The 22,936-nt window shown below is 50.5% G+C and carries 13 protein-coding genes; 9 read left to right on the plus strand and 4 right to left on the minus strand.

Annotation, left to right across the window (positions count from 1 at the left end):
* Positions 1 to 732: 732 nt before the first annotated feature.
* Complete coding sequence (locus GmarT_RS21750) at positions 733 to 1,959, plus strand: hypothetical protein (RefSeq protein ID WP_002645785.1); 1,227 nt, start codon at positions 733 to 735, stop codon at positions 1,957 to 1,959.
* Between the two features lie 86 nt (positions 1,960 to 2,045).
* On the opposite strand, the gene GmarT_RS21755 is transcribed toward GmarT_RS21750, so the two are convergent.
* Positions 2,046 to 5,108: a PVC-type heme-binding CxxCH protein gene (locus GmarT_RS21755; protein WP_002645784.1), complete on the minus strand. Its 3,063-nt coding sequence runs from the start codon at positions 5,106 to 5,108 to the stop codon at positions 2,046 to 2,048.
* Between the two features lie 282 nt (positions 5,109 to 5,390).
* A complete protein-coding gene (guaA, locus tag GmarT_RS21760; RefSeq protein ID WP_002645783.1) occupies positions 5,391 to 6,989 on the minus strand; it encodes a glutamine-hydrolyzing GMP synthase in 1,599 nt (532 codons plus the stop codon).
* A 519-nt stretch (positions 6,990 to 7,508) separates the two neighbouring features.
* On the opposite strand from guaA, the gene GmarT_RS21765 reads away from it, so the two are divergent.
* The 6 genes from GmarT_RS21765 to GmarT_RS21790 all read left to right on the plus strand — a co-directional run bounded on the left by GmarT_RS21765 (position 7,509) and on the right by GmarT_RS21790 (position 17,176).
* Complete coding sequence (locus GmarT_RS21765; RefSeq protein WP_002645782.1) at positions 7,509 to 8,468, plus strand: hypothetical protein; 960 nt, start codon at positions 7,509 to 7,511, stop codon at positions 8,466 to 8,468.
* 154 nt (positions 8,469 to 8,622) lie between these two features.
* Positions 8,623 to 9,393, plus strand: coding sequence for an HpcH/HpaI aldolase family protein (locus GmarT_RS21770; RefSeq protein WP_002645781.1), 771 nt, complete (start codon positions 8,623 to 8,625; stop codon positions 9,391 to 9,393).
* 105 nt (positions 9,394 to 9,498) lie between these two features.
* Positions 9,499 to 10,863 carry a DUF1501 domain-containing protein gene (locus GmarT_RS21775; protein WP_002645780.1) on the plus strand — a complete coding sequence of 455 codons (1,365 nt, stop codon included), beginning with the start codon at positions 9,499 to 9,501 and terminating at the stop codon, positions 10,861 to 10,863.
* A gap of 197 nt (positions 10,864 to 11,060) precedes the next feature.
* Positions 11,061 to 14,426 (plus strand): PSD1 and planctomycete cytochrome C domain-containing protein, encoded by a 3,366-nt coding sequence (locus GmarT_RS21780; protein ID WP_002645779.1) that lies wholly within the window; start codon positions 11,061 to 11,063, stop codon positions 14,424 to 14,426.
* 19 nt (positions 14,427 to 14,445) lie between these two features.
* Positions 14,446 to 15,855, plus strand: a complete 1,410-nt coding sequence (locus GmarT_RS21785; RefSeq protein WP_002645778.1) for a DUF1501 domain-containing protein — start codon at positions 14,446 to 14,448, stop codon at positions 15,853 to 15,855.
* A gap of 85 nt (positions 15,856 to 15,940) precedes the next feature.
* A complete protein-coding gene (locus tag GmarT_RS21790; RefSeq protein WP_002645777.1) occupies positions 15,941 to 17,176 on the plus strand; it encodes a PQQ-binding-like beta-propeller repeat protein in 1,236 nt (411 codons plus the stop codon).
* A 60-nt stretch (positions 17,177 to 17,236) separates the two neighbouring features.
* Here GmarT_RS21790 and murB read toward each other — a convergent pair whose 3' ends face one another.
* On the minus strand, positions 17,237 to 18,115 hold the full coding sequence (gene murB, locus GmarT_RS21795) for a UDP-N-acetylmuramate dehydrogenase (protein ID WP_002645776.1): 879 nt from the start codon (positions 18,113 to 18,115) through the stop codon (positions 17,237 to 17,239).
* Entirely contained in the window at positions 18,072 to 19,532 is a 1,461-nt protein-coding gene (murC, locus tag GmarT_RS21800) for a UDP-N-acetylmuramate--L-alanine ligase (RefSeq protein ID WP_002645775.1), read from the minus strand. Before murC ends, murB begins: the two co-directional genes overlap by 44 nt.
* Positions 19,533 to 19,958: 426 nt before the next feature.
* On the opposite strand from murC, the gene GmarT_RS21805 reads away from it, so the two are divergent.
* Both GmarT_RS21805 and GmarT_RS21810 read left to right on the plus strand, forming a co-directional pair.
* Entirely contained in the window at positions 19,959 to 20,420 is a 462-nt protein-coding gene (locus tag GmarT_RS21805) for a hypothetical protein (RefSeq protein WP_002645774.1), read from the plus strand.
* A 73-nt stretch (positions 20,421 to 20,493) separates the two neighbouring features.
* On the plus strand, positions 20,494 to 22,908 hold the full coding sequence (locus tag GmarT_RS21810) for a hypothetical protein (RefSeq protein ID WP_002645773.1): 2,415 nt from the start codon (positions 20,494 to 20,496) through the stop codon (positions 22,906 to 22,908).
* Positions 22,909 to 22,936: the final 28 nt, after the last annotated feature.

Below are 22,936 nucleotides of genomic sequence, written 5' to 3' on the forward strand. Positions count from 1 at the left end.
TATTGTTAGTTGTCAATTTTCTAATTCAGTTCAACGATTTCTGCCTGCAGACTACCCGACACAGAACATTCGAATACTCTCTCTCATCGCGTAAAACCTGCCTGTTTACAGAATTCCAGTCTTTGATGCTAAAAACTAGTCTGAACCGATGTCAAAGAAATTTGCACAAAATAGGTAAATTATAACTGGTGTATTCCACTTATAACAATCATGCCAGCACATTCGGAATTCCAGTCTCACCAGATGTTTATCTGGAGCAGGTACACCTGAAATACCAATCCGTTCCCCACAGTAACTCGAAAATCTCACATAACTGACGAATGGCAATCTAAAAACTAACGATGATTCGCTTCGTCTGTGCAGCATTTTCATTTTTTTTTAATATTCATAACTATATTTATTTCAGGTATTTATGATTTCCTGTCTCCAGAGAACCGCCGAAAATTGACTGATTTTCACTATTAAAGCCACTATACAATTGCATCATTTATTCCGAAAAATCGGACTGTTTTTGCAAGATATACCGTTTTTAATGGTCTTCATCACAGAACTGAGCCGATCAATTATGACAGCAGGTTGTCTACACACAGATCCCCTCGCTGCTGTACTTACGAACAAAAATGCTCTGAGATCACAATTTGTGCTTTGTCGGAGAGGTTAGTTTTTAATTAGCATCTTTCGGTCGGCCGAGTCAGTGCGATTCTGCAGAGACCGAAATGGAGAGATTGAGCTATGAGAACGAACGGATTCGTTGGCTTGATGATTGCGGGAATCTGCTGTTTTTCGACGCAGATACTTTATTCTCAGTCAGATTTCCCAGTCGAACCATCAAATGAAACTGAAGGTGTCTTCAGAATTTCAAATACGTCAAATTATGATGGTCCAGCAGTCGACGCCGTTTCTTTTGCGCCGTCCTCTCCGAGAACCTCAGATTTATCTCCGATCGCCATGCCGGAAGGGGGACAGTATACCTCAACCGAATATTACGGTGGTGGAGGTGAATACTACGGCCCCTTCGAAGAATACTCCCAGGGTGACTGGATTGATGATCCTTACCTTGAGGATACGACCTATGAACGGCTGGGAATTATCGCTGGTGCGGCTGCCGTCTTCGTGAAACCCGGTTTCGATACGGATACCGCATTTCAGACTGAAGATCAGTCGGGTATGGCCACAATCACGACCTCAAATGATTTTCCTTACAACTATCAATCTGCTCCCCGCATCAACCTGGGACTGATTGATAACGAAGGGCTCAGTGCCCAGGTTCGCTGGTTCCAGTTTGAAGACGACTCTTCCAATGGTGCCACCGCAGCAAACAATTTCATCTTCTACAATGGCCTGCCTACTCAAACCGCCATTGGTGGTATTCGTGCAGGTGGCCAGGCAGGAGACTTCATCCAGACATCCAGCAATATCAAACTTTATACGATTGATGTTGATTTGAGTCAGGAATTAAATTTTGAACGCTGGCAGACCACATTCGGCGGCGGTTACCGTCACGCGTCTGTGAGCCAGCAATACAGTGCAGTTGGTACTGCCAGTGGTGCAGCGGTCTCTTCCAATGCGGGACATCGGTTCGACGGAAATGGTATCGTGGTCTTTGGTGAAGCACGCCGTCCATTAGGATTGTTTGATCGCCGCACCAAAGGAACTTCCAGCCTGTCATTCATTACCAGTGCAAAATACGCTGCACTCTGGGGTAATTCGAAATATGCTGCAGAAGACCAGACTCCAGGGCCTGTCACGGCAACCGCACAAACCACTTCGAAGAAATCACTGAGTATCACAGAAGTTCAAGTCGGTATGCAGGCAGACTTTGTCCTGCAGACCGGAGCCCTTGTCTGGGTGCGAGCCGCCTGGGATGGCATGTGGTGGCGTGGCGCCGGTTCGGCTGCCAGCTCATCGGGCGACCTGAGCCTGCTCGGTGGATCGATCACTCTGGGAATGGACTGGTAAACCAAACCACCCTGAGAAACAGCAATTACGATAACAGCCCCGCCAGTGATACACTGACAGGGCTGTTTTTATTTCTGGCCGGGGATTTACTTTTCCGACGGAGCTTCCAGCGTTTTGATAAACTGCAGTAGATCAGCCATCTGCTGAGGACTGATCTCTTTTTCCAGACCGTTCGGCATCAGAGACACACCATTGGACAGCAGCGTATCAATGTTGTTCCGCAAGATGATGTCTTCCTTGCCTTCGGCCCTGCGAATGGTGTAGCTGGTTGCAGTTTCTGCCGCAATAATACCCGTGTACAATTTCCCCTGCTCCGTCACAATCGTGTAGGCATTGTAATTGGATTGTGCTTCCCGACTGGGATCCAGAATCGCAATCAACAGGTCATTGTCAGACTTGTTCTTGGTGGTTGCCAGATTGGGACCGACATTATGCCCCTTGTCACCCACCTTATGACAGGCGGCACAATTCTTCATATAGACTTTCTGACCATTGACGGTATCCCCCTTGAGCTCCAGAGCCGCTTCATAACTGCGAACGATCTTCGCACGGTCGCTGTTGACTTCACCGCCGACCACCTTCTGTGCCCGTTTGCGAATCCCTTTGTCTGGATGATTCAGCAGCAGGTCTTTTTTATCTCGTGACAACTCATTCAGCTTGACTTGTTTGCCCTGAATGGCTTTCAGCAGACTGTCGATGCGAGCAGAAGATCCGAGCAGCGCATCTACGACATCTGCTCGCACAGCAGGACTGAAGGCAGACCAGTTTTCCAATAGCGCCCCACTCACATCCGGATGATCCATCCGCGATAACGAGGCTACAGCAGCTTCCTGAATTTTCGGCGACGAACGAGGGTTCAACACCTCAGCCAACACGTCTCCCGAGACACTGAAGTCAAAGAAACCAAGCAGTCGAATGGCGGCCACCCTGTCGGCAACCGGCTTGTCTTCCTCCGCAACCATCGCAACTGCATCGGCAATCGTTTTATCAAATCGCTGCTTGACAGCAGGGGCCAGTTTCGGGTCTTTCAGCAGCGTCGCCAGTGAAGCGCCGCGACGTCCCAGGCCTTCACCTAAAGCTCCCAGAACCAGTTGTTTTTCCGACAGTGAAACAGCATCATTTGAGACAAATTCCAGCACGGTCAAAGCATCAGTCGTATCTTTTTTTGCTCCTGATATCCGCAACAGTTCAATCACCAAAGACCGTTTCCCGCCCGACAGTTTTCCTTCCGCGGCCTTTAAGAAATTGACTGCCAGTGGCCCTGCAATCTGCGCGGATGAGGTCAAGACGGCTACCTGCATATCGCCATCATAATTGGGTGAATCAACCAGTTTGGTTAAGCCGGTGATCGCAGCCTGATTGTCAAATTCACCCAGTGAGAACGCCAGTTGCAACTGGACGCGATAACTGGGATCTGAAGTCAACGCCAGTACTGCCTTTGAAAGTTCAGGACTGTCCTGTGCCTGCTTTTCAGACAGACGGATGGCGTGTTCGCGAATTCCGGCATGGGGATCTTTCAGGGCCTTTAACAACAGATCTGCCTCCAAGGCATTTAATCCATCCAGGGTCCACAAAGCGTGCAGGCGTCCCAGAGGCTGTGTTGACGTTTCAAACAGTTTGACCAGGTAAGGCACAGCAGTCTGATCCTGTCGTTCCCAGATCAGCCGTTGAGCCGTTTCCCGGTTCCAGACATTGGGGGATTCCAGCTGTTGAACCAGTTGTTCGACTGACATTTCCCCCAGTTTCTGCACTGGAAATTGATTTCCCTGAGGATGAACCAGACGATAAATCCGCCCGCGATCATGTCCACTTTCCAGATCCAGATGACGTTTGATATCTTCGGGAATTGAAAACGGATGTTCGATTGTTTCACGATACATGTCGAGCACCCAGAGTGTTCCATCAGGGGCATTCACAAAATTCACAGGACGAAACCAGTTATCATTGGATGTAATAAATTCGGTCTGCTCATCCGCACGGGTTGCCACATAAGTGGCACCATTTTCATCCATCGTCTTACGATGAATCAGGTTTCCTCCCACATCACCGATAAACGCATTCCCCTGATATTTTTTCGGATAGGCACTGCCCCGATAAATTGTCACGCCGGTTGCTGAAGTAAAGAACCCCGTCGCAACCAGTTCCGTGGGGGAAAGACGTTTGCGAAAATTGGGATCGGCAGCCCGCCGCGCCGTACGAACGACACGATAAGGTTCGGGGGGACTTCGGCGGAACACAGGGGCAGCAGCCCCTTTCCGTGCTGCAGTTCGCAGGACTCCAGGAACCGCCAGATATTCATTCCGCTTCAGATAATGGCTGGGATAGACGACGTGTTGAATATGATTACTGTTGCTGCAGACGAATCGATTGCCCCAGTCATCCATGGAATGACCGAATTGAGAACCACCGGAAACGGGCTCCAGCGCTCTGGTTTTCGGGTTCAGTTTCAGATCGCGGCGACCGGAAGGGATGACTTCTTTGCCGTCCTTGAGAATCGAACCACCATTGGTACCGCCGGCGAAATAAATGTGGTTATCCAGGCTCCATTTCAGATTATTCGCCAGACCCTGCACATTATTCGTTTTCAGCCCCGTGAAGACCGTCTCGCGAATATCCGCCTTGTCATCACCGTCTGTATCTTTGAAATAATAAATATTGGGGGGAGCAATCACATAGACGCCACCATCATAGCAGCAGACGGATGTCGGCCAGGTAATGGTGTCGGCAAAGACAATGCTCTTGTCCATTTTGCCATCGCCGGTGGTGTCTTTTAACAGGCGGATTACGCCCGCATTTTTTCTGACCGGCCGATCGAAGTAATCGGGCACCTGATCCGGCAGATAAGGATAGCCTCGCATTTCTGCGACAAACAGCTGACCGTTTTCATCAAAACAGGCATCGACGGGATCCATCACATCCGGTTCAGAGGCGACCAGTTCCAGCTGAAATCCCTGCTCGAGCTTGAAACCTTTCAGACTCTCCTGGGGTGACGTCGCGGGGATACGCTTCAGGCGTTTTGCTAAATCACCTTCGTCGGCCAGTGGCTTCTGAGCAGTGGCCCGAGAAAAATAACCGCTGGTGAATAATAAGACGATGGATAAACAGCCAGTGGCCAGACAAAACAGACTTCTCTTGGAAACCGAACGCATAAAATCCGACTTTCTCTTTCAGCAAAGGCATGAATCAGGAGGGAGGTAGCCGCGTCTCCGAAAACAACTGATTTTCGAAATCCCAGCAGGTCACGTGCACAATGACACCACCCGCGCAGCCAGTCCGATAATTATAAAGAACATTAACGAATACACCCTACCTTAGCCTGATTGGTAGGGAAATCAAGTCCAGATCGGCTGAATTGCAGAACTCAGCGCGCAGCTGTTCCTTCTACGTCAGTTCTTTTGCGAACCAGTAAAAAAAGAGTATGAAAAGGAAATTTATTCCCATTCAATGGTACTGGGAGGCTTGGAGCTCACATCATACACAACACGATTGATGCCACGGACATTGTTGGTAATCCGCGTCGACATGCGCTCCAGAACCTCATGAGGCAATGGTGACCAGTTGGCCGTCATAAAATCGTCTGTTTCGACGGCGCGAATGGCGGCCACATCTTCATAGGTCCGACCATCTCCCATCACCCCGACCGAACGAATCGGCAGCAGGACGGCAAACGCCTGTTTTGTTTTGCGATACAGGTTTGCCTTATGCAGTTCTTCAATGACAATCAGGTCGGCTTCACGCAGCACTTTCAGACGTTCTTCTGTCACTTCTCCCAGACAGCGCACTGCCAGACCGGGACCGGGGAAGGGATGCCGATAAATCAACTCATCAGGTAACCCCAGTTCGTGTCCCATCTGCCGGACTTCGTCTTTGAATAATTCCCGCAGAGGCTCGATGAGTTCAAAACCCAGTTTTTCAGGCAGTCCGCCTACATTATGATGCGATTTGATAGTTGCCGCAGGTCCATCAGGGTTGGCACCCGATTCAATTACATCCGGATACAGTGTTCCCTGTGCCAGAAACTTGGCGTTCTCAATTGAAGCCGCTTCCTTTTGAAAGACCTCAATGAACAACCTGCCGATGATTTTCCGTTTTTCCTGGGGATCAGTAACCCCTGCTAATTCAGATAAAAACAGATCGCGTGCATCAACCACATGCAGGTCCGTTTTGAAGTGCTCACCAAAACGATGCTCTACTTCATCTGCTTCTCCTTTTCGCAGCAAGCCATTATCCACAAAAATGCAGGATAATTGAGACCCGATGGCGCGATACAGGAGAGCGGCGACGACTGAGGAATCAACTCCCCCCGATAAACCGCAAATGACCTGCTTGTCCCCCACACGTTTCCGGATGGTTTCAATTTCCTGCTCGATCAGGTTGGAAATTTTCCAGGTTCCCTCGCAACCGCATACTTTCTGTACGAAATTAGAGAGCAACAGACCTCCAAATTCAGTATGTGTCACTTCGGGATGGAACTGCAGACCGAAAAAGGGTTTGCTGTGGTGTTTGACAGCGGCAAACTGACAGGTTTCTGTTGAAGCCAGAGATTCAAAATGTTCGCTCAGATTCTGAACCTGATCTCCGTGGCTCATCCAGGCTATAAACTGGCTCGGGACTCCTGAAAACAGATTGGAATGATCCAGAACCGTACTGGGGGTTCGTCCGAATTCCCGCGACTCTCCCCCTTTGACTTCGCAACCCTGGGAAGCACAGACCAGTTGCATGCCATAACAGATTCCCAGAATCGGAATCCCCAGATTGAATATTTCCGGATCAGGCTGGGGAGAATTCTCACCGTAGACACTGGCCGGACCTCCAGAGAGAATAATTCCTTTCGGATTCAACTCTCGGATTCGTTCGGCTGAAAGATCGGGACGGGCCAGCTGACTGAAGACGTTCTGTTCACGTACACGCCTTGTGATCAACTGTGCGGTCTGGGAACCAAAATCCAGCACCAGGATCAACTCTTCCTGTCTGGTATCAATAACACTCTGGGGAACAGCATCCTGCTCAGAGATATGTGGATCAGTCATTACGTTCTCGAAAGTTAAAATCAATCGTCAATTTCATGGGAGGTGCTCGCGCCAAGCCCTCTCAAGTGGTTTCTACGATTAAAAATCAGCCTGTTTGACTTAAGTTGGAACTGGTGTGAAAAGCAAACCGCCATCTTAGCGACTCCATTTTCGAAATCCAATTCAGCACGCTCAATTCGATTAAGTAATACTGGAATCCCTACCTTTCAGTCAAAATACAAAAGCTACAAAGTCTATAGGCTCACTGATCGCAAATTTCGTTCTTTCTCTTTCCGGCATGTGCGATGTTTTATATCTCAAAACAGAAGCCAGAAAAGAACTTACGGCAATAATAGATTGAGAGGAGCGTTTGAACCATTTCTGCCGATCCGTCCGATAATTCCAGTAATAGCACAACTGCGGAAAAGTAACCTCCCCCTGAAATAGTACGCCTTCCTCCATTTCAGGGGAGAATCAGCCAAGCGTCAGGATTCTGCTACTTTTCCTCTCTCTTTTATCTCGATGCCAGGAACCAATCGCATGTTTTTCTCATGGAAACATTTTCTTACGAGACATTGTCTCGCTCTGTTTGCAGGAACCACTATTCTGATTGCCGGCGGCCAGGCAAATGCACAGGTTGTTCCTGGTACAGGGACCCGCATTGATGGCGCCTGGGATGATTTCGAAGATGAATCGTGGGAATATATTACCAACCTCCCCAAGAGCAGTACGAATGTCGATAAAGAAACGCGCTACCCACTGGGACAGTCTTCGAACGGTGTCTGGACCGAAAGCGCAAAACGGGGACAACCCGATGTGATTCAACGCGTCCCCACTCCTGAAGGTGGCCTGCCCGGCAGTAAGAGCTCTCTACTGATGAAAACCCTGCATACGGGTGTTCCCGGACAAGGCAGTCGCGGTTCAAATCAGGATGACCTGATCATGTCGGGAAGCATGGTCTCCGTTGCTTACTCCCCCAGTGTTGTGACGCGCGTTTATCTGCCCCCGTTTGAAGAATGGGAAGACAAAACCGGTACTTCGTTTGGTTTTCGTACCGCTGTCAAAGCGCCCATGAAGTCCAGTTCCAGATCTCGCCGACGGTTCTTCCGCAGCAGTTCTTCGACCAAAATTGAGACCATCTACCTGGGCATGTTTATTCAGTTTAACAGTAAAACAGACAGTCCTAATGGTGAAGATTCAGCCATGTTCGTGGTCCGGGCAGATGCTTCCGGACAGGATTTCATCGGCCCTGAAATCAAACAGACCGGCTGGTGGACATTGGGCATGTCCTTTACCCCTGATGGACGAACCCACTATTACGCAAAGCCTGGAGTTGGTCCACTGACTCAGGCTGACCGCTTTGCTTCACATTATCCCTATGGAACCCAGATCCAGTCTTTCCACACCGCATTCTTCAATGTCTGCAATCAGGATAACGGACGGACCTGGTCTACTGAGTGGATCATTGATGATCCGGCGATGTATTACATCAGCCGCTAGTCAAACAGAAGATTGATCAAAACAAATCAGATTATTTCAGCAACGGCATACTCTCTCAGGGTATGCCGTTGCTGTTTTTACGTTTATGATATTTTACGTTCGCCACGTCGTCTGATTCACCCGTTTAATCTCATCTTTTGTTTTGGATCCCCTGATGTTCGAAAATAAAATTAAAACACTGACTGCTCGAGGTGATGTCGCTTTGGGAGTGGGTATGCCTGATGCTTCGGAAATTCTGGCGAAACTTTCAGTCGACACAGGAGTCGATTTTTTATGGATCGATCTCGAACATCGTCCTTATGGGATCAATGAAGTCAAGAACCTCCCGCTGATTGCCCGGAGACAGGGATGTATGCCCATGATTCGCGTGCCGGGCCTTGATCAGATATACTTCAAAAAAGCACTGGATATCGGCGCCAATACAATTATGGTACCGCAAATCAATAATGCGGAAGAAGCAAAACTGGCCGTCCAGTACGCTAAATATCCACCTGAAGGAACACGGGGAGTTTCTCCGGACTGGGTGATGTTCCTGGATTACACTTTTGATGATTACCTGCCTTACGCCAATCAGGAAACCGCCATCGTCGCTCAAATTGAGTCACCGGAAGGCATCGAAAATATCGAAGCCATCGCCGCGGTAGACGGGATTGATGTGGTCTTCGCAGGTCCCATGGACCTGTCTGCGTCTCTGGGTATCATCGGACAAATCCAACATCCGGAACTGCAGAAACTGCTGGCCGATTTCCCCAAACGGGTTGCGAAAGCCAATAAACCTGCCGGAATCACCTTTGGTGACCTGGACCGTTGTCGACAGGCCATCGATGAAGGTTATCGATTTGTGAATATCGGCTCAATTGCTTCACTGGGCGCTAATGGCATCAAATCCGTCCTGCCCGAACTGCGCGAACGGGCCAGAAAATAATCCGAGGAACTGGTCTGAATCCTCTGGAACACATAAACACAAATTGATACAATCGTTCTCACATCGGCTCAAGACTGAAGCGTTTTTTGCGGGAGAGAGAACGGTATGCTGACGCTGTCTGGACAGAATCACACAGAAGGATCTTTCTGTGATCGGTTATCGCGACGCAATTTTCTACAGATTGGCAGCCTGGGGCTTTCCGGTCTGACACTGCCACGTCTGTTACAGGCCGAAGCGGAAAATCCTGCTAAGAAGCGGCAGAAGTCAGTCATCATGATCTACCTCGTAGGTGGTCCACCACACCAGGATATGATCGATCTCAAGCCCGAAGCGCCGAAAGAAATTGCCGGCCCCTGGCGGCCAATCGCTACGAATGTTCCGGGTATTGAAATTTGTGAAGCATTCCCGCGACTGGCACAATCAATGGACAAGCTGGTGCTGGTCCGTTCGATCGTCGGTTCACAAAGCGGCCACGATGCCATCCAATGCTTCAACGGACATGATCCTCGCAAACTGACCCCGCAGGGGGGCTGGCCTCAATTTGGGTCGACCGTCGCAAGACTGCAGGGTCCGCACGTCGAATCGGCGCCCCCGTTCATCAGCCTCTGCTATCCCTGTACTCACGGTCCTTATAATGAACCGGGGCCGGGTTTCCTGGGACTGTCGCAATCCCCCTTCCGTCCGATGGGCCCGACCCGTCATGACATGGTTCTGAATGGGATTTCACTGGAACGACTGGCCGATCGCAAACAACTGCTGCAGAGTATAGACAACTTCAAACGGGAAGCAGATGCTTCCGGAATGATGACAGGACTGGATACTTTCACCGAACAGGCCATGGGGGTCCTCACTTCTTCTGAACTGGCAGAAGCCCTGGATCTGTCGAAAGAAGATCCCCGGACCGTCGAACGTTACGGTACCGGCGATCCCACCAAGTTCATTGACAGTAACGGCGCGCCCCGCGTTCCGCAGAGCATGCTTGTTGCCCGTCGTCTGATTGAAGCTGGTGCCCGCGTTGTCACACTCAATTACAGTAAATGGGACTGGCATGGTGGCAAGAACAATTCCATCTTCAAACGCGAAGCAGAAGACTTCCCTGTCTTTGACCAGTGTGTGAGTGCGCTGCTGGAAGACCTGCATCAGCGCGGACTGGATCAGGACTGCACGGTGGCCATCTGGGGTGAATTTGGTCGAACCCCCAAAATCAGTGCTCAGGTTGGCCGCGATCACTGGCCGCGCGTCAACTCGGCCATTCTGTTCGGTGGTGGTATGAAAACCGGTCAGGTCATTGGAGCCACTGACAGGCTGGGAGGCGAAGCGGTCGAACGTCCCGTCACATTCCCCGAACTGTTCGCCACTCTCTATCACAATCTCGGGATCGAAACAGAACATACCACAGTAGAAGATTTCAGTGGACGACCGCAATACCTGGTCGAAGGTCACGCCAGGCCGTTACCAGAGCTCATCTGATGCATCCGGCCTGAATTCGATCCACTTGAGCTGTACAGCCGATTAAAACTTGAATCGTCGTCTGGATTCACGTTAGAATAAATGGGCATGCTCTTTCAAGAATACTCCCTCCATTGAAGTGAGGCACAGCGTATACCACAGTGCCTCGGCAGCTTCAGCCAGATCATTACCTGAACACCGTAAATAGAAACCGGCGCATGAAGCAGTTTATTCGTATCACATCTCTGGTTTTGCTCCTGATTGGTTTGAGTCGCTTTTCGAACTCTGCTGAAAAGGAACAGGGAACAGCAGAGACAGCCCCTCGCTTTTCGAGCGCGCAACTCGAATTCTTTGAAAAATCGATCCGTCCCCTGCTCGCCGAACATTGTTACGAATGTCACAGCGGTCAGTCGAAACGTCTGGAAGGTGGTTTGAGACTGGATGCCCGTTCGCTGCTCCTGAAAGGAGGCGACTCGGGTCCGGCAGCGGAACTGAAACAACCGCACGACAGTCTCCTGATGCAGGCGGTCCGCTATGAATCTTATGAAATGCCCCCCGATACGCGACTGAAGCCCGCGCAGATCGCAGCACTCTCCAGGTGGGTTGAAATGGGACTGCCCTGGCCTGACGAAAAAACGCCCGCTGCGTCTGAAGCGGCCAGATCATTCGATCTGCAACAACGCAAACAGGATCACTGGGCCTGGCAACCAGTGAAGGATGTGAAGCCTCCCACTGTCAAACAGAAAAACTGGTCAACTCATCCGGTTGATCACTTTATCCTCGCCAAACTGGAAGAAAAAAAACTGCATCCGAGTGCTCCATTAGACAAGCGCACGATACTCCGCCGTCTCTGTTTCGACCTGACAGGACTCCCTCCCACTCCCGAGCAGATTCAGCATTACCTGGCTGATTCGTCTCCCGATGCGACAGAAAAAGTCGTCGACCGTTTACTGGCCTCTCCCCGGTTTGGTGAACGCTGGGCACGACACTGGCTCGATCTGATGCGCTATGCAGAATCCCGAGGCCATGAGTTCGATAACGATGCTCCCAATGCCTACCAGTATCGCGACTATGTGATTCGTGCCTTGAATGCAGATCTGCCTTACGATCAGTTTGTCACAGAACACATTGCCGGCGATCTCCTGCCGCAGCCACGACTCAATCCCGAATCCCAGTTTGATGAATCTGTACTGGCAACTGCATTCTGGTACCTCGGCGAATGGGTACACTCTCCCGTGGATATTCGCAAAGATGAAACCGATCGTTTCGATAACGCGATTGACGTCATGACCAAATCGTTTCTAGGCATGACCGTCTCCTGTGCACGCTGTCACGATCATAAATTCGATGCGATCTCCACAAAAGATTACTACGCTCTGTACGGTTATCTGCAAAGCAGTAATTACCACCAGGTCAGATTCGAATCAAAGGCACACAATCAGAAAATCGCGAAACAGGTTGAACAACTCGATCAACGCCAGCAGGAACTTCTCAAAGCAAAAATCAAACCGGCCTTCAGCGAAGGCATTCAAAACTTCTCGAAATACTACTGGGAAGCCAAAGCGCTGGCAGAGAAATATCCTGCAGAAAACACAGCCGCCCTGGAAGCGGATCTGCAACAGCAGGCGGTTCAGGGAACACTCTCGCCTCAAATTCTGAAGAACTGGGTCCGCTTTCTCAAATCAAACCCGGATCACAGCCAGCTGATGTCACTCCGCTTTATGCTGGATTCAGAAGAGGATTCCCCCCTCTTGCCCCCTTCACCGTTTGCGAATAATCTAGCTGACAAAACAGATCAACGCATCATCATTGATTATGCGCAGTCTGCCCCGGAAGAATTCATTTCGGATGGATTTATCTTTGGCATGGCACCTCGCTCGCGAGGAACGCTGGTTCTTGATTCGTCCAGTGCTGATTCCCATCTAATTTTACAAACCGAAGGCGCCGCCCGGCGTGATCCGCTCTGGAATGATCTGGTGGACACGAAGTCGCCACAACTGAACCAGAAAAACAAGCTGCGATCCTACCCCCGCGCCGGCAGAACGCTTCGCACTCCCACATTCGAAGTCCGGGGAGCAGTCAATTATCGCGTGAAAGGAGACTGCTGGGTTTATGCCTGCGTTGATTCCCATCGACTGCTGTTTGGTCCTCTGCATGGCTCCACACTCAAAAAAGTGCAATCCAGTCCCCACGGTAAGCCGGTCTGGGTCACTCACGATCTGTCCCGCTACAAAGGACATCGCGTCCATCTCGAATTCACGCCCATCGATCAGTCTCCCCTGGAAGTGTATCAGGTTAAACAGGGAGCTTCTCTTCTGGAACCTGACCTGACAACCGTCAGTCTGACGGGCCCCAAAATGCCGCTTGCCTTGGAAACCGCGTTTGAGGAATTTGTTTCCGGTAATCCTAATCCAACCTCGCAGTCAATAGCCCTGGTCAACTGGGTGCTGACTCATCCTGATCTGTTCTCTGAACCTCAAAGTCCGGCACGACAAGATCTCAAAGCAGGAATCGATGACTGGCAGCAGCAGCGGAATGCGTTGAAAAAGTCGATCCGAACCGCATCCCAGACCGCGATGGCAATTATGGATGGCAGTGCCGAAAACGATCACGTCCTGATTCGAGGCAGCCATCAGAATACAGGTCCCATCGTGGAACGTCGTTTCCTGGAAGCATTGGGGGGCGCTTCACCCGGGAGCAAAGCAGGCAGCGGTCGACTGGAACTGGCTGCCGCAATCAATGCTCCTGAAAATCCACTCACACATCGCGTGATCGTGAACCGCATCTGGGCTCATCTGTTCGGACGTGGCATCGTGCCCAGCGTCGATAATTTCGGCGTACTCGGAGAACGACCTTCGCATCCTGAACTCCTCGATTTCCTGGCTTTGAAGTTTCTTGAAGAGGGTCGCTCTCTCAAGCAGATGATCAAATATCTGGTGCTGACTCAGACCTACCAGCAGTCAAGCACCACCACTCAGGATGTCGCAGAAGTCGACCCTGACAATACCCTGCTTTACAGAATGCCTTTGAAACGTCTGGAAGGGGAAGCAATCCGCGATGCCCTGCTGCAGATTTCAGGACGTCTCGACGAAACCCGGTATGGACCTTCGATTCCCGTCCATCTGACAAAATTCATGGATGGCCGCGGCAAGCCGCCTGTCAACGGTCCCCTGGATGGTGCAGGCAGACGATCCATTTATATTCAGGTTCGCCGTAATTTTCTTTCCCCCATGATGCTGGCTTACGATACCCCCAGTCCTTTCAGCACCATGGGCCGACGCAACGTTTCCAATGTCCCCGCACAGGCGCTGATCATGATGAATGATCCGTTTGTACTTCAGCAGGCAGAACTGTGGGGCAAACGCGTTCTGACAGAATCGGGATTGCAGACAACCGAAGACCGCATTCGCTGGATGTACGAATCCGCGCTGGGTCGGCTTCCCACGCTGGAAGAACTGCAGACAGCCCGAGAATTTTTAGAACAACAAACGAAAACAAATCCTTCCGATTCTGATCAGACTCGAACCTGGTCTGAACTGGGACATGTGATCTTCAATCTTAAAGAGTTTATCTACCTGTTTTAGGTTTCAGAAAGACGACAGCATGCACTGTGGAAAGTTTCGACAGCAATATACGCGAAGAGAGATTCTCAAGCAGTGCGCGAACGGCTTCGGTGCAGCCGCACTCACTGCCCTGCTGCAGGATCGTGCCTTCGCCAGTGAATCAACGGGAAAAACACACTTCCCACCTCAAGCAAAAAACGTCATTTTCCTGTACATGGACGGCGGTCCTTCGCAGGTAGACACCTTCGATCCCAAACCGATGCTGTCAAAATTTAATGGCAAAAGTCCCGGCGACTTCTTCAAAGTCGAGGCCACCCAGTTTGATAACGTCGGCAAAGTCCTGGAGAGTCCCTGGAAGTTTAAACCATACGGCGAGAGTGGTATCCCGGTCAGCGACCTGTTTCCCCAGATTGGCTCCTGTATTGATGACATGGCCGTCATTCGCTCGGTCGTCTCGCAATTTCCGGAGCATACCTTTGCCAACTACTTCCTGCATACAGGCAGTGGACTGCAGGGACGTCCCAGCATGGGCGCCTGGGTGAATTACGGACTGGGTAGCGAATGTCAGGACCTGCCCGGCTTTGTCGTGATCAATGGCGGCCTGATCCCTCCCGGTGGACTGGATTGTTTTAACAGCGGTTTTCTCCCTGCCAGCTTTCAGGGCTCTATCTTCAAACCGGGGGGCAGTGGCATCGCCAATGTGGAACGACAGGAAAAATCCGGTCAGACCCAAATTCAGAAGCTCAAACTGATGCAGCAGCTGGATCTGCTCAAACAGCAGCAGACCGGCGTCCATGATGAAATCGAATCCGCGATTTCCAATTATGAACTCGCTTATAAAATGCAGATGGCCATCCCCGACCTGATGACATTCAACAGCGAAAGCAAAGCCACGCTGGACCTGTATGGTTTCAATGCAGAGTATGCCCCCACACGCACTTACGGTGCGGAGTGCCTGCTCGCCCGGAGACTCGTCGAACGCGGAGTCCGCTTCGTGGAGTTGACCTGCCCGAATGTCAAAGGGGATCGCTGGGATCAGCACAGTAATCTGAAACGGGATCATGAAAATAACGCCCGCGCCGTCGATCAACCGATCGCCGGACTGCTGAAAGATCTGAAACAGCGCGGACTGCTGGAATCGACCCTGGTCATCTGGGGGGGCGAGTTCGGCAGAACCCCCTTTGCGCAAGGCAAGAACGGGCGGGATCATAATCCGTTCGGCTTTACCATGTGGATGGCCGGCGGAGGCATTAAGGGAGGCATGACCTATGGCGCCACCGATGACTGGGGCTACAAAGTCGTCGAAAATCGCGTCGAAATTCACGACATTCATGCGACAATGCTGCACCTGCTGGGACTGGAGCATACCAGGTCCACGTTCCGTTTTGGAGGTCGTGACATGCGTCTGACTGACGTGCATGGCCATGTGATCCACGACATCATCGCTTAAGCTGGTCACTATACAATTCGATTGCATATTTTGAAGAGGCGCTCAGATGGTCAAACACTGGCAAAGTATTTGTTGTGTATTCTCAATGTGTCTCGTTTTTTCCGCCGGGCAGCTTCGCGCGGAAGACTGGCCCGCTTTTAGAGGACCTCTGGGAAATGGCATCTCCCAGGAAACCGATGTACCGCTCAAATGGAGCGCCGAAGAAAATATCCTCTGGAAAGCACCGCTGCCTGCTCCTGGTAACAGCAGTCCCATCGTTTCAAATGGCAAAGTTTTTATCACCTGTGCTGAAAACGAAGGTCGCAAACGCAGTCTGTACTGTTTTGACAGAACCAGTGGAAAGCAGCTCTGGGTTCGTTCTGTAGAACCTGACAAAGTCATGCCGACGCATAAGACCAATAACTATTGTGGCTCGACCCCCGCCGCTGATGGTAAGCGGGTTGTAGTCTGGCATTCTTCAGCCGGTTTATACTGTTATGACTTTGCAGGCAAAGAACTCTGGCATCGCAGCCTGGGGGAATTTGAACACATCTGGGGCTACGGTGCTTCGCCTGTACTGCACGCAGGCAAGATCATTCTGCATTGTGGACCAGGCAAGCGGGTTTTCATGACTGCCCTCGACCTGGAAAGTGGAAAAACGCTCTGGGAAACCAATGAACCGGTTGCCGGCGACGGTCAATATAATGACCAGAGGAAGTACATGGGTTCCTGGAGTACTCCGGTCATCGCGAATGTGAACGGTCAGACGCTTATCATCTGCAGCATGGCGCTGCGAGTGAATGCCTATGAGCCCACATCCGGTAAAATCATCTGGAGTTGTGAAGGTCTACATGGAAAGAAAGGGGATCTCGCCTATACCTCCCCAGTGTTGGCAAACAAGATTTGTGTGGCCATGGGTGGCTTTAATGGTCCCGCGATCGGCTTCAGGATGCAGGGCAGCGGCAATATTACAGACGCGCAACGATTGTGGCTGAAAGAACCGAATCCGCAGCGGATCTCTACCGGCATCTTTACGAACGGCCATCTGTTCATGGCTAACGCCGGGCCGAATCTGTTTCAATGTCTGAATCCTGCCACAGGGGAAATCGTCTGGCAGGAGCGCTCCGGAGGAGCCGCCTGCTGGGGTTCCATGGTCTTAGCCGACAAACATCTGTATGTCACCGATCAGAATGGAACGACGCACGTCTTCCAACCGAGCACTGCCGGGCTGGAAAAAGTTGCAGAGAACCCGCTGAAGGAACGCAGCAATTCCACACCTGCTGTTTCTGACGGACAGGTCTTTATCAGAACATTTCGGCACCTCTACTGCATCGGAAAGTAGTCCGTTGAGAGACTGCTTTATAGGCTGACCATGCTGCAGCGGGTGAATTGAACTCCGGATTTACCAGAGTTCAATTTCCAGTTCGAGATCCACGCCGAATTTTTCAGAAACCGTGTTCTGTGCCAGATTGATCAGATCGAGTACGTTTTCTGTCGTGGCGTTCTCATCGTTAATGATGAAATTAGCATGTCGATCACTGATCTCTGCACCTCCAATACGAGTGCCTTTCAGACCAGCCTGCTCAATCAAAGCACCAGCGTGCATGCCACGAGGATTCTTGAAAATGCAACCGGCTGACTGGTGGGTCAAAGGCTGATTCGCCTTTTTCATGATCCAGTTCTTTTTCATCCGGTTTGTGACTTCTTCCGAATCATCAGCCGTCAGTTCGAATACTGCTTCGATAATCGCCAGTTCATTGATACTGCTCTCACGGTAGCTGAAGCTCAGTTCGTCCGCAGTTCGCACAAACTTTTCTCCCCGCGCGGTCAGAACAGTGACGGAAGTCGCGAACTGGCCGGTATCGCCATTATGGCCGCCGGCATTGCCATGTAATGCGCCGCCAACAGTTCCCGGAATTCCGACCAGGGACTCCAGGCCCGCCAGACCCGCTTTGACCGTTTCTGAGACCAGGTTGGAGAGTAAAGCCCCCGCGCCGGCAGTGACCGTTGTCCCCTCGATGCTGATTTTAGAAAACTCGTCGGCATGGATGCGAATGACGGCCCCCTGCACACCGGAATCTTTAATCAGAATATTAGAGGCACCGCCAAAGACGCGTACCGGAATTTCATTCTCAACACAGCATTTGATCACAGCCTGCAGTTCGTCTGCGTTCCGTGGTTCCAGAAAGAACTGTGCTGGCCCCCCTATTTTGAAATAGGAATATTTGGCCAGTGGTTCAGATGGTTTGAGAATCTCTTTGAAGTCTTCGATTGAACTCATGATGGATCCGATTTATTTCGCCCGCTCCCATAGTAATGATAATATCACCAGATTGAGCCTCAGTCTCTAAAGTTGAGAGCATCTGGTCAAGGGAACTGCTGAAACTGACCGAAGCATTATGCAGAAGAATTCGCCGAACCAGCTCTTTTGACGTTTCGACAGGTTCTTCAGCGAGTTTTTCGCGAGCGGCATACACGGGAGCAATCAGAATCCGGTCCGCCTGCTGAAAGCTGCCGGCATAATAATCCATCAACGCCTGTGTACGCGAAACCTGATGCGGTTCATACAGACACCAGATCCGGCGATCGGGATATTCCTGCCTTAACATCTTTAATGTCGCCTGAATGGCTGTCGGATGATGGGCATAATCATCGAACAGTGTTAACCCCTTATAGGACCCCATCCGCTCGTAACGTCGACGAATCCCGGGGAATTCGTAAATCCCCTCTCGAATCTGTTCCGCATCAATCCCGGCGGTATGACAGAGAATGGCAGCGACCATCGCGTTGGAAACGTTATGTTTTCCCGTTTTCTGTAGCGAAATTTCAGAAAAATACTCTCCCTGATGGAACAGTCGAAACCGCAACCCGAACGCCGTCGATTTAATATCGGTAGCCCACCAGTCCGCCCCGCGTTCCAGCGAAAACGTGGAGATTTTTGCTTTACAGGCTTCACGCAGCTTCTGTAAGCCCATGCAGGTAGAGGGTAATACTAATGTCCCTCCCTTAGGTATCCGCGCCACGAACTCGGCATAAGCGGTTGTCATATCATCCTGATTTTTAAAATAATCAAAATGGTCGGGTTCGATATTGGTAATCGCTGCGTAAAAAGGGAATAAATTCAGAAAACTACGCTGATATTCACAGCTCTCAGCGACGAACAAAGCACCTTCACCAGCCCAGCCATTCAGATTCTGGCTGCATAGTTCGGCTCCAATGACCGCGGAAGGGGATACGCCGGCATTCTGCAGGATAAATGCAGTCAAAGCTGTGGTCGTGCTTTTCCCATGCGTACCGGCAATACAGACTCCCTGCTTCTGACGCATCAGATGCCCCAGCATCTGAGCATACGAAAACTGGGGAATTCCCATTCGTTGTGCAAATCGACGCTCCGGATTCGCCAGACCGATCGCAGGGCTATAGACAAGTACACTCGTCCCTTCGGGTACAAACCGCATGTCATGCCCCTGGTGCACGCGGTATCCTCCTGCACGCAAAGCAGGTTCTGTAGCGAGAGGGGGGCTTAAATCAGATCCTGTGACTCGACAGCCGGCACTAGCCAGATATTCTGCCAGGGCCTTCATTCCGGAACCGCAAATGCCAACCAGATGGGCTGAAGCCGGCAAGGCAGATGATTCCAGACGTAGCCCGTCTGCTGACTGACTTTGCTGATGAATATTCTCTTTTGACAGGATCATAATCGCCTTAATGTTTATCTGAAGTTCCCGATGATATTTCTCGCAGGGGTTTTCCCAGACAAGTGGCAGGCCTCGGCTGGATCGGTCCGAAATCCTACGTCTCTAACTATCGGGAATCAGCGCGTTCTGAATCCATTGGTTATGACTTTTGTTTCGACTGGATAAACATTATCGAATAGCAAGATCCTGTTGCATCAAGCCGGTAGGCTGGTGAAAATTGATAAGACAGGAAGACTCAGCCTGATTTTTACCCGAATCAGGAAGAATTCATTGATCTCCTGCCAATTTTCGTAAGTTCTTATAATTCTTCTCCGGCTGCGATACAATGCATTATGCCTCGAAATGGAATCTGTCTGAAGATCAGTTTTCAGGTCCCGTTTTCCATCAGACGCTGGTTAACGGAATTGCTACACAAGGAGAATCATCATGCAGACATCCGATTTTGATAAACAGGCCGCACATCGCTATTTTGCCGCGGACAGCTTCAATAAAACATGGGAGTTTCTGGAAAAACAGGATCGTGCAGCTACGGAAAATCTGGAGATGATCTCCACTTGCCATGCCTCCTTGTGGCACTGGTTGCAATTTGAAGATCACACGGGTGAAAATATTTCCATCGCTTACTGGCAGTTATCACGAGTCTACGCGGTTACGAATCAGCCCAGTAATGCATTCAGTTTTGCGATGCTCTGTCTCAAAATCGCTCAGGACAAACATTTAAGCCCGTTCTGCCTGGCGTATGCTTATGAAGCTCTGGCCCGCGCTGCTTCGATCTCCAATAAACCGGAAGAAGTAGCAACTTATGTAGAACAGGCTAAAAAAATCGCAGAATCAGATCTGAAAGGCGATGAAAAACAGCAATTACTGGATGATCTGAATACAATATAAGCAGTCGATTCGCTGTCAGTCACTTCGATCAACAGACTACCTGCAGTCCTGTCACGATACATTTGCACAAACCATGGATAAACTGAAACAACTCCTGGAATCCTATTTCGAGATCCCCGCTGCGGGTCCCGGCCAGGGTTCCGCCTGGAATTTTCAGTGGAATTCTCCCTGGCCTGGCTGGTTACCTGACTGGGCGGTACTCCTGCTGGGCAGTGGGATCGTTTTTTTGCTGATCTATGCATACCTGAAAGATACCGCTCACCTGAATGTAAATAAACGTCTGGTTCTGATTGGAATTCGACTGACACTGTTTGCCATCGTTATCCTGTTCCTTACGCGGTTCACCTTAACCATTCATAGAACCGGACTGCCATTCGTCGCCGTACTCATTGATGATTCTGCCAGTATGGGACTCGAAGATGATTACGCGGAATTATCCTCCAGCAGTATGAGCAAACCATTCCTGCAGGAGAGTCGGGGAAAAAACCGACTGGAACTGGTAAAAGATCTCCTGCTGCAAAATGAAGCCCGTTTTTTGACGGAACTTCAGAATAAACACAAACTGAGACTTTATCATTTTTCCGACGAATGCCTGCCTCTGGGCGAACAGGGGCTGATCGATCTCCAGAATTACCAGCGGACACAGGAAGTCTTAAAACAGCTGGAACCGGTGGGAAAAGAAACGCGTCCGTTTCATGCAGTCCAAAAAGTTCTCAATGATTTTCGGGGAACCCCACCGACGGCCATCATTGTACTCAGTGACGGCATCTCCAGTACCGGTGACCTTGACCTCCTCTCCCGCGCCGGGACACTGGCAAAATCCAAGCTGGTTCCCCTCTTTCCCGTCGGTGTCGGCAGCGAACAGCCGGTGAAAGACCTGCAATTGTATGACCTGCTGGTTGATGATGTTGCCTTCATCAACGACCCCGTCACCGTCTCTGCGAAAGTAAAATTCTTTGGTATTCAATCCGGTAACATGAAAGTCAGTCTCAGGGAAGCACACACCGGCAGTCCCCTGGCGTCGCGGCAGTTCCCGATCAATGCCCAGAAAGATTATCAGAAAATCGAGCTGACATTCACTCCCACGAAACCCGGATTACTCGAATATGTCATCGCCGTCGAACCGGTAAAAGGAGAAGTCAATCTCAAGAATAATCAGCAGACGAGTCAGATTTCTGTACTCGATCAGAAAATCCGTGTCCTGCTCGTCGATTCGGTTCCCCGATATGAATACCGCTATCTCAAACATCTGCTGGAACGGGATAAAACGATCGAGCTTCGCAGTATTCTGCAGGAATCAGATCTGGAATATTCATCAGAGGATGCCACTGCCCTCGATTATTTTCCGGTCAAAAAAGAAGATCTGTACCAATATGATGTCGTCATCCTGGGTGATGCCGATCCGGCCTACTTCAGCCAGGCCGTATTTGAGAACCTGGACCAGTTCGTTCGGGAAAAAGGTGGCGGGCTGATTATGGTGGCCGGTCCCCGTTTTTCTCCCCACGCTTATTTAAACACCGATCTGGAAGCATTGCTGCCGGTCGAGATTTCCAATAACAGGCAACCTGCAGAATACAAACCGGTGATCGAAGGTTTTCAGCCGGAGTTGACCACGGAAGGACAGTTCAGCACCTCCATTTTTCGATTTGCTGACAATGCTGAAGAAAGCCAGTTGATCTGGAATCAGCTGCCTGAGCTGTACTGGTTCTATGCAGCAGATGAGATCAAACCGGGCGCCTCCGTCTTCGCAGTGCATCCTACGCAAAAGGGAAAAAAAGGTCAGAGAATTCCCATTATCTCGACCCAGCGAGTCGGTGCCGGCAAAGTCATTTTCAACGCCACGGATGACCTGTGGCGCTGGCGGGACCTGGTAGGAGACCTTTACTATTCGCGATTCTGGGTGCAAACGATTCGCTATCTGAGTCGGTCCAAACTCTTAAACCAGGAACAGGCTGTGGAGCTGACGCTGGATAGAAAGACCTACCAACAGGCCGATACCGTACAGTTTCGTGTCAAATTCCTCGATGAACAGTTGATTCCCACAGATTCAAAAAGCGTTACGGTCATGCTCGAACGACAGGGCGAAGCTTCGAAGCCGGTGAAATTAACGCCTCTGGAAAACTCACCCGGAATTTTTGAAGGCAGTGTCTCGAATATCCCGGAAGGCGCCTATCACACCTGGGTCTCACAGCCCATTCTTCAGGGAACGCCGCCTGCGGTGGATTTTCGCGTCGAAATTTCTCAACGCGAACTGGTCAACCGCGATATGAATCAGAGTGATATGAAAAAAACGGCCCGTGAATCGCGTGGAAAATATTTTCCCATTTATGCAGCAGAACAGCTTCCCCAGACCATACCGGCGGGCCATCCCGTTCCACTGGAAAATGAAGAACCCATCCCTCTCTGGAATCGCTGGGAATTCCTGATACTGTTTACTTTACTGATCTCAGCAGAATGGCTGTTAAGAAAACGTTTTCGCTTAGTATAATAAACCATAGTCACTTTTTGGGGCATCA

Source organism: Gimesia maris (assembly GCF_008298035.1).
In the GTDB taxonomy this organism is placed as follows: Bacteria; Planctomycetota; Planctomycetia; order Planctomycetales; family Planctomycetaceae; genus Gimesia; species Gimesia maris.

Excerpts from the sequence above, each read along its gene's own strand:
- GmarT_RS21810 (WP_002645773.1), top strand. The coding sequence starts at position 20,494 with ATGGATAAACTGAAACAACTCCTGGAATCCTATTTCGAGATCCCCGCT.
- GmarT_RS21775 (WP_002645780.1), top strand. The coding sequence starts at position 9,499 with ATGCTGACGCTGTCTGGACAGAATCACACAGAAGGATCTTTCTGTGAT.
- GmarT_RS21790 (WP_002645777.1), top strand. The coding sequence starts at position 15,941 with ATGTGTCTCGTTTTTTCCGCCGGGCAGCTTCGCGCGGAAGACTGGCCC.
- GmarT_RS21755 (WP_002645784.1), bottom strand. The coding sequence starts at position 5,108 with ATGCGTTCGGTTTCCAAGAGAAGTCTGTTTTGTCTGGCCACTGGCTGT.
- GmarT_RS21785 (WP_002645778.1), top strand. The coding sequence starts at position 14,446 with ATGCACTGTGGAAAGTTTCGACAGCAATATACGCGAAGAGAGATTCTC.
- murB (WP_002645776.1), bottom strand. The coding sequence starts at position 18,115 with ATGAGTTCAATCGAAGACTTCAAAGAGATTCTCAAACCATCTGAACCA.
- GmarT_RS21765 (WP_002645782.1), top strand. The coding sequence starts at position 7,509 with ATGTTTTTCTCATGGAAACATTTTCTTACGAGACATTGTCTCGCTCTG.
- GmarT_RS21805 (WP_002645774.1), top strand. The coding sequence starts at position 19,959 with ATGCAGACATCCGATTTTGATAAACAGGCCGCACATCGCTATTTTGCC.
- GmarT_RS21750 (WP_002645785.1), top strand. The coding sequence starts at position 733 with ATGAGAACGAACGGATTCGTTGGCTTGATGATTGCGGGAATCTGCTGT.
- GmarT_RS21770 (WP_002645781.1), top strand. The coding sequence starts at position 8,623 with ATGTTCGAAAATAAAATTAAAACACTGACTGCTCGAGGTGATGTCGCT.
- murC (WP_002645775.1), bottom strand. The coding sequence starts at position 19,532 with ATGATCCTGTCAAAAGAGAATATTCATCAGCAAAGTCAGTCAGCAGAC.
- GmarT_RS21780 (WP_002645779.1), top strand. The coding sequence starts at position 11,061 with ATGAAGCAGTTTATTCGTATCACATCTCTGGTTTTGCTCCTGATTGGT.
- guaA (WP_002645783.1), bottom strand. The coding sequence starts at position 6,989 with ATGACTGATCCACATATCTCTGAGCAGGATGCTGTTCCCCAGAGTGTT.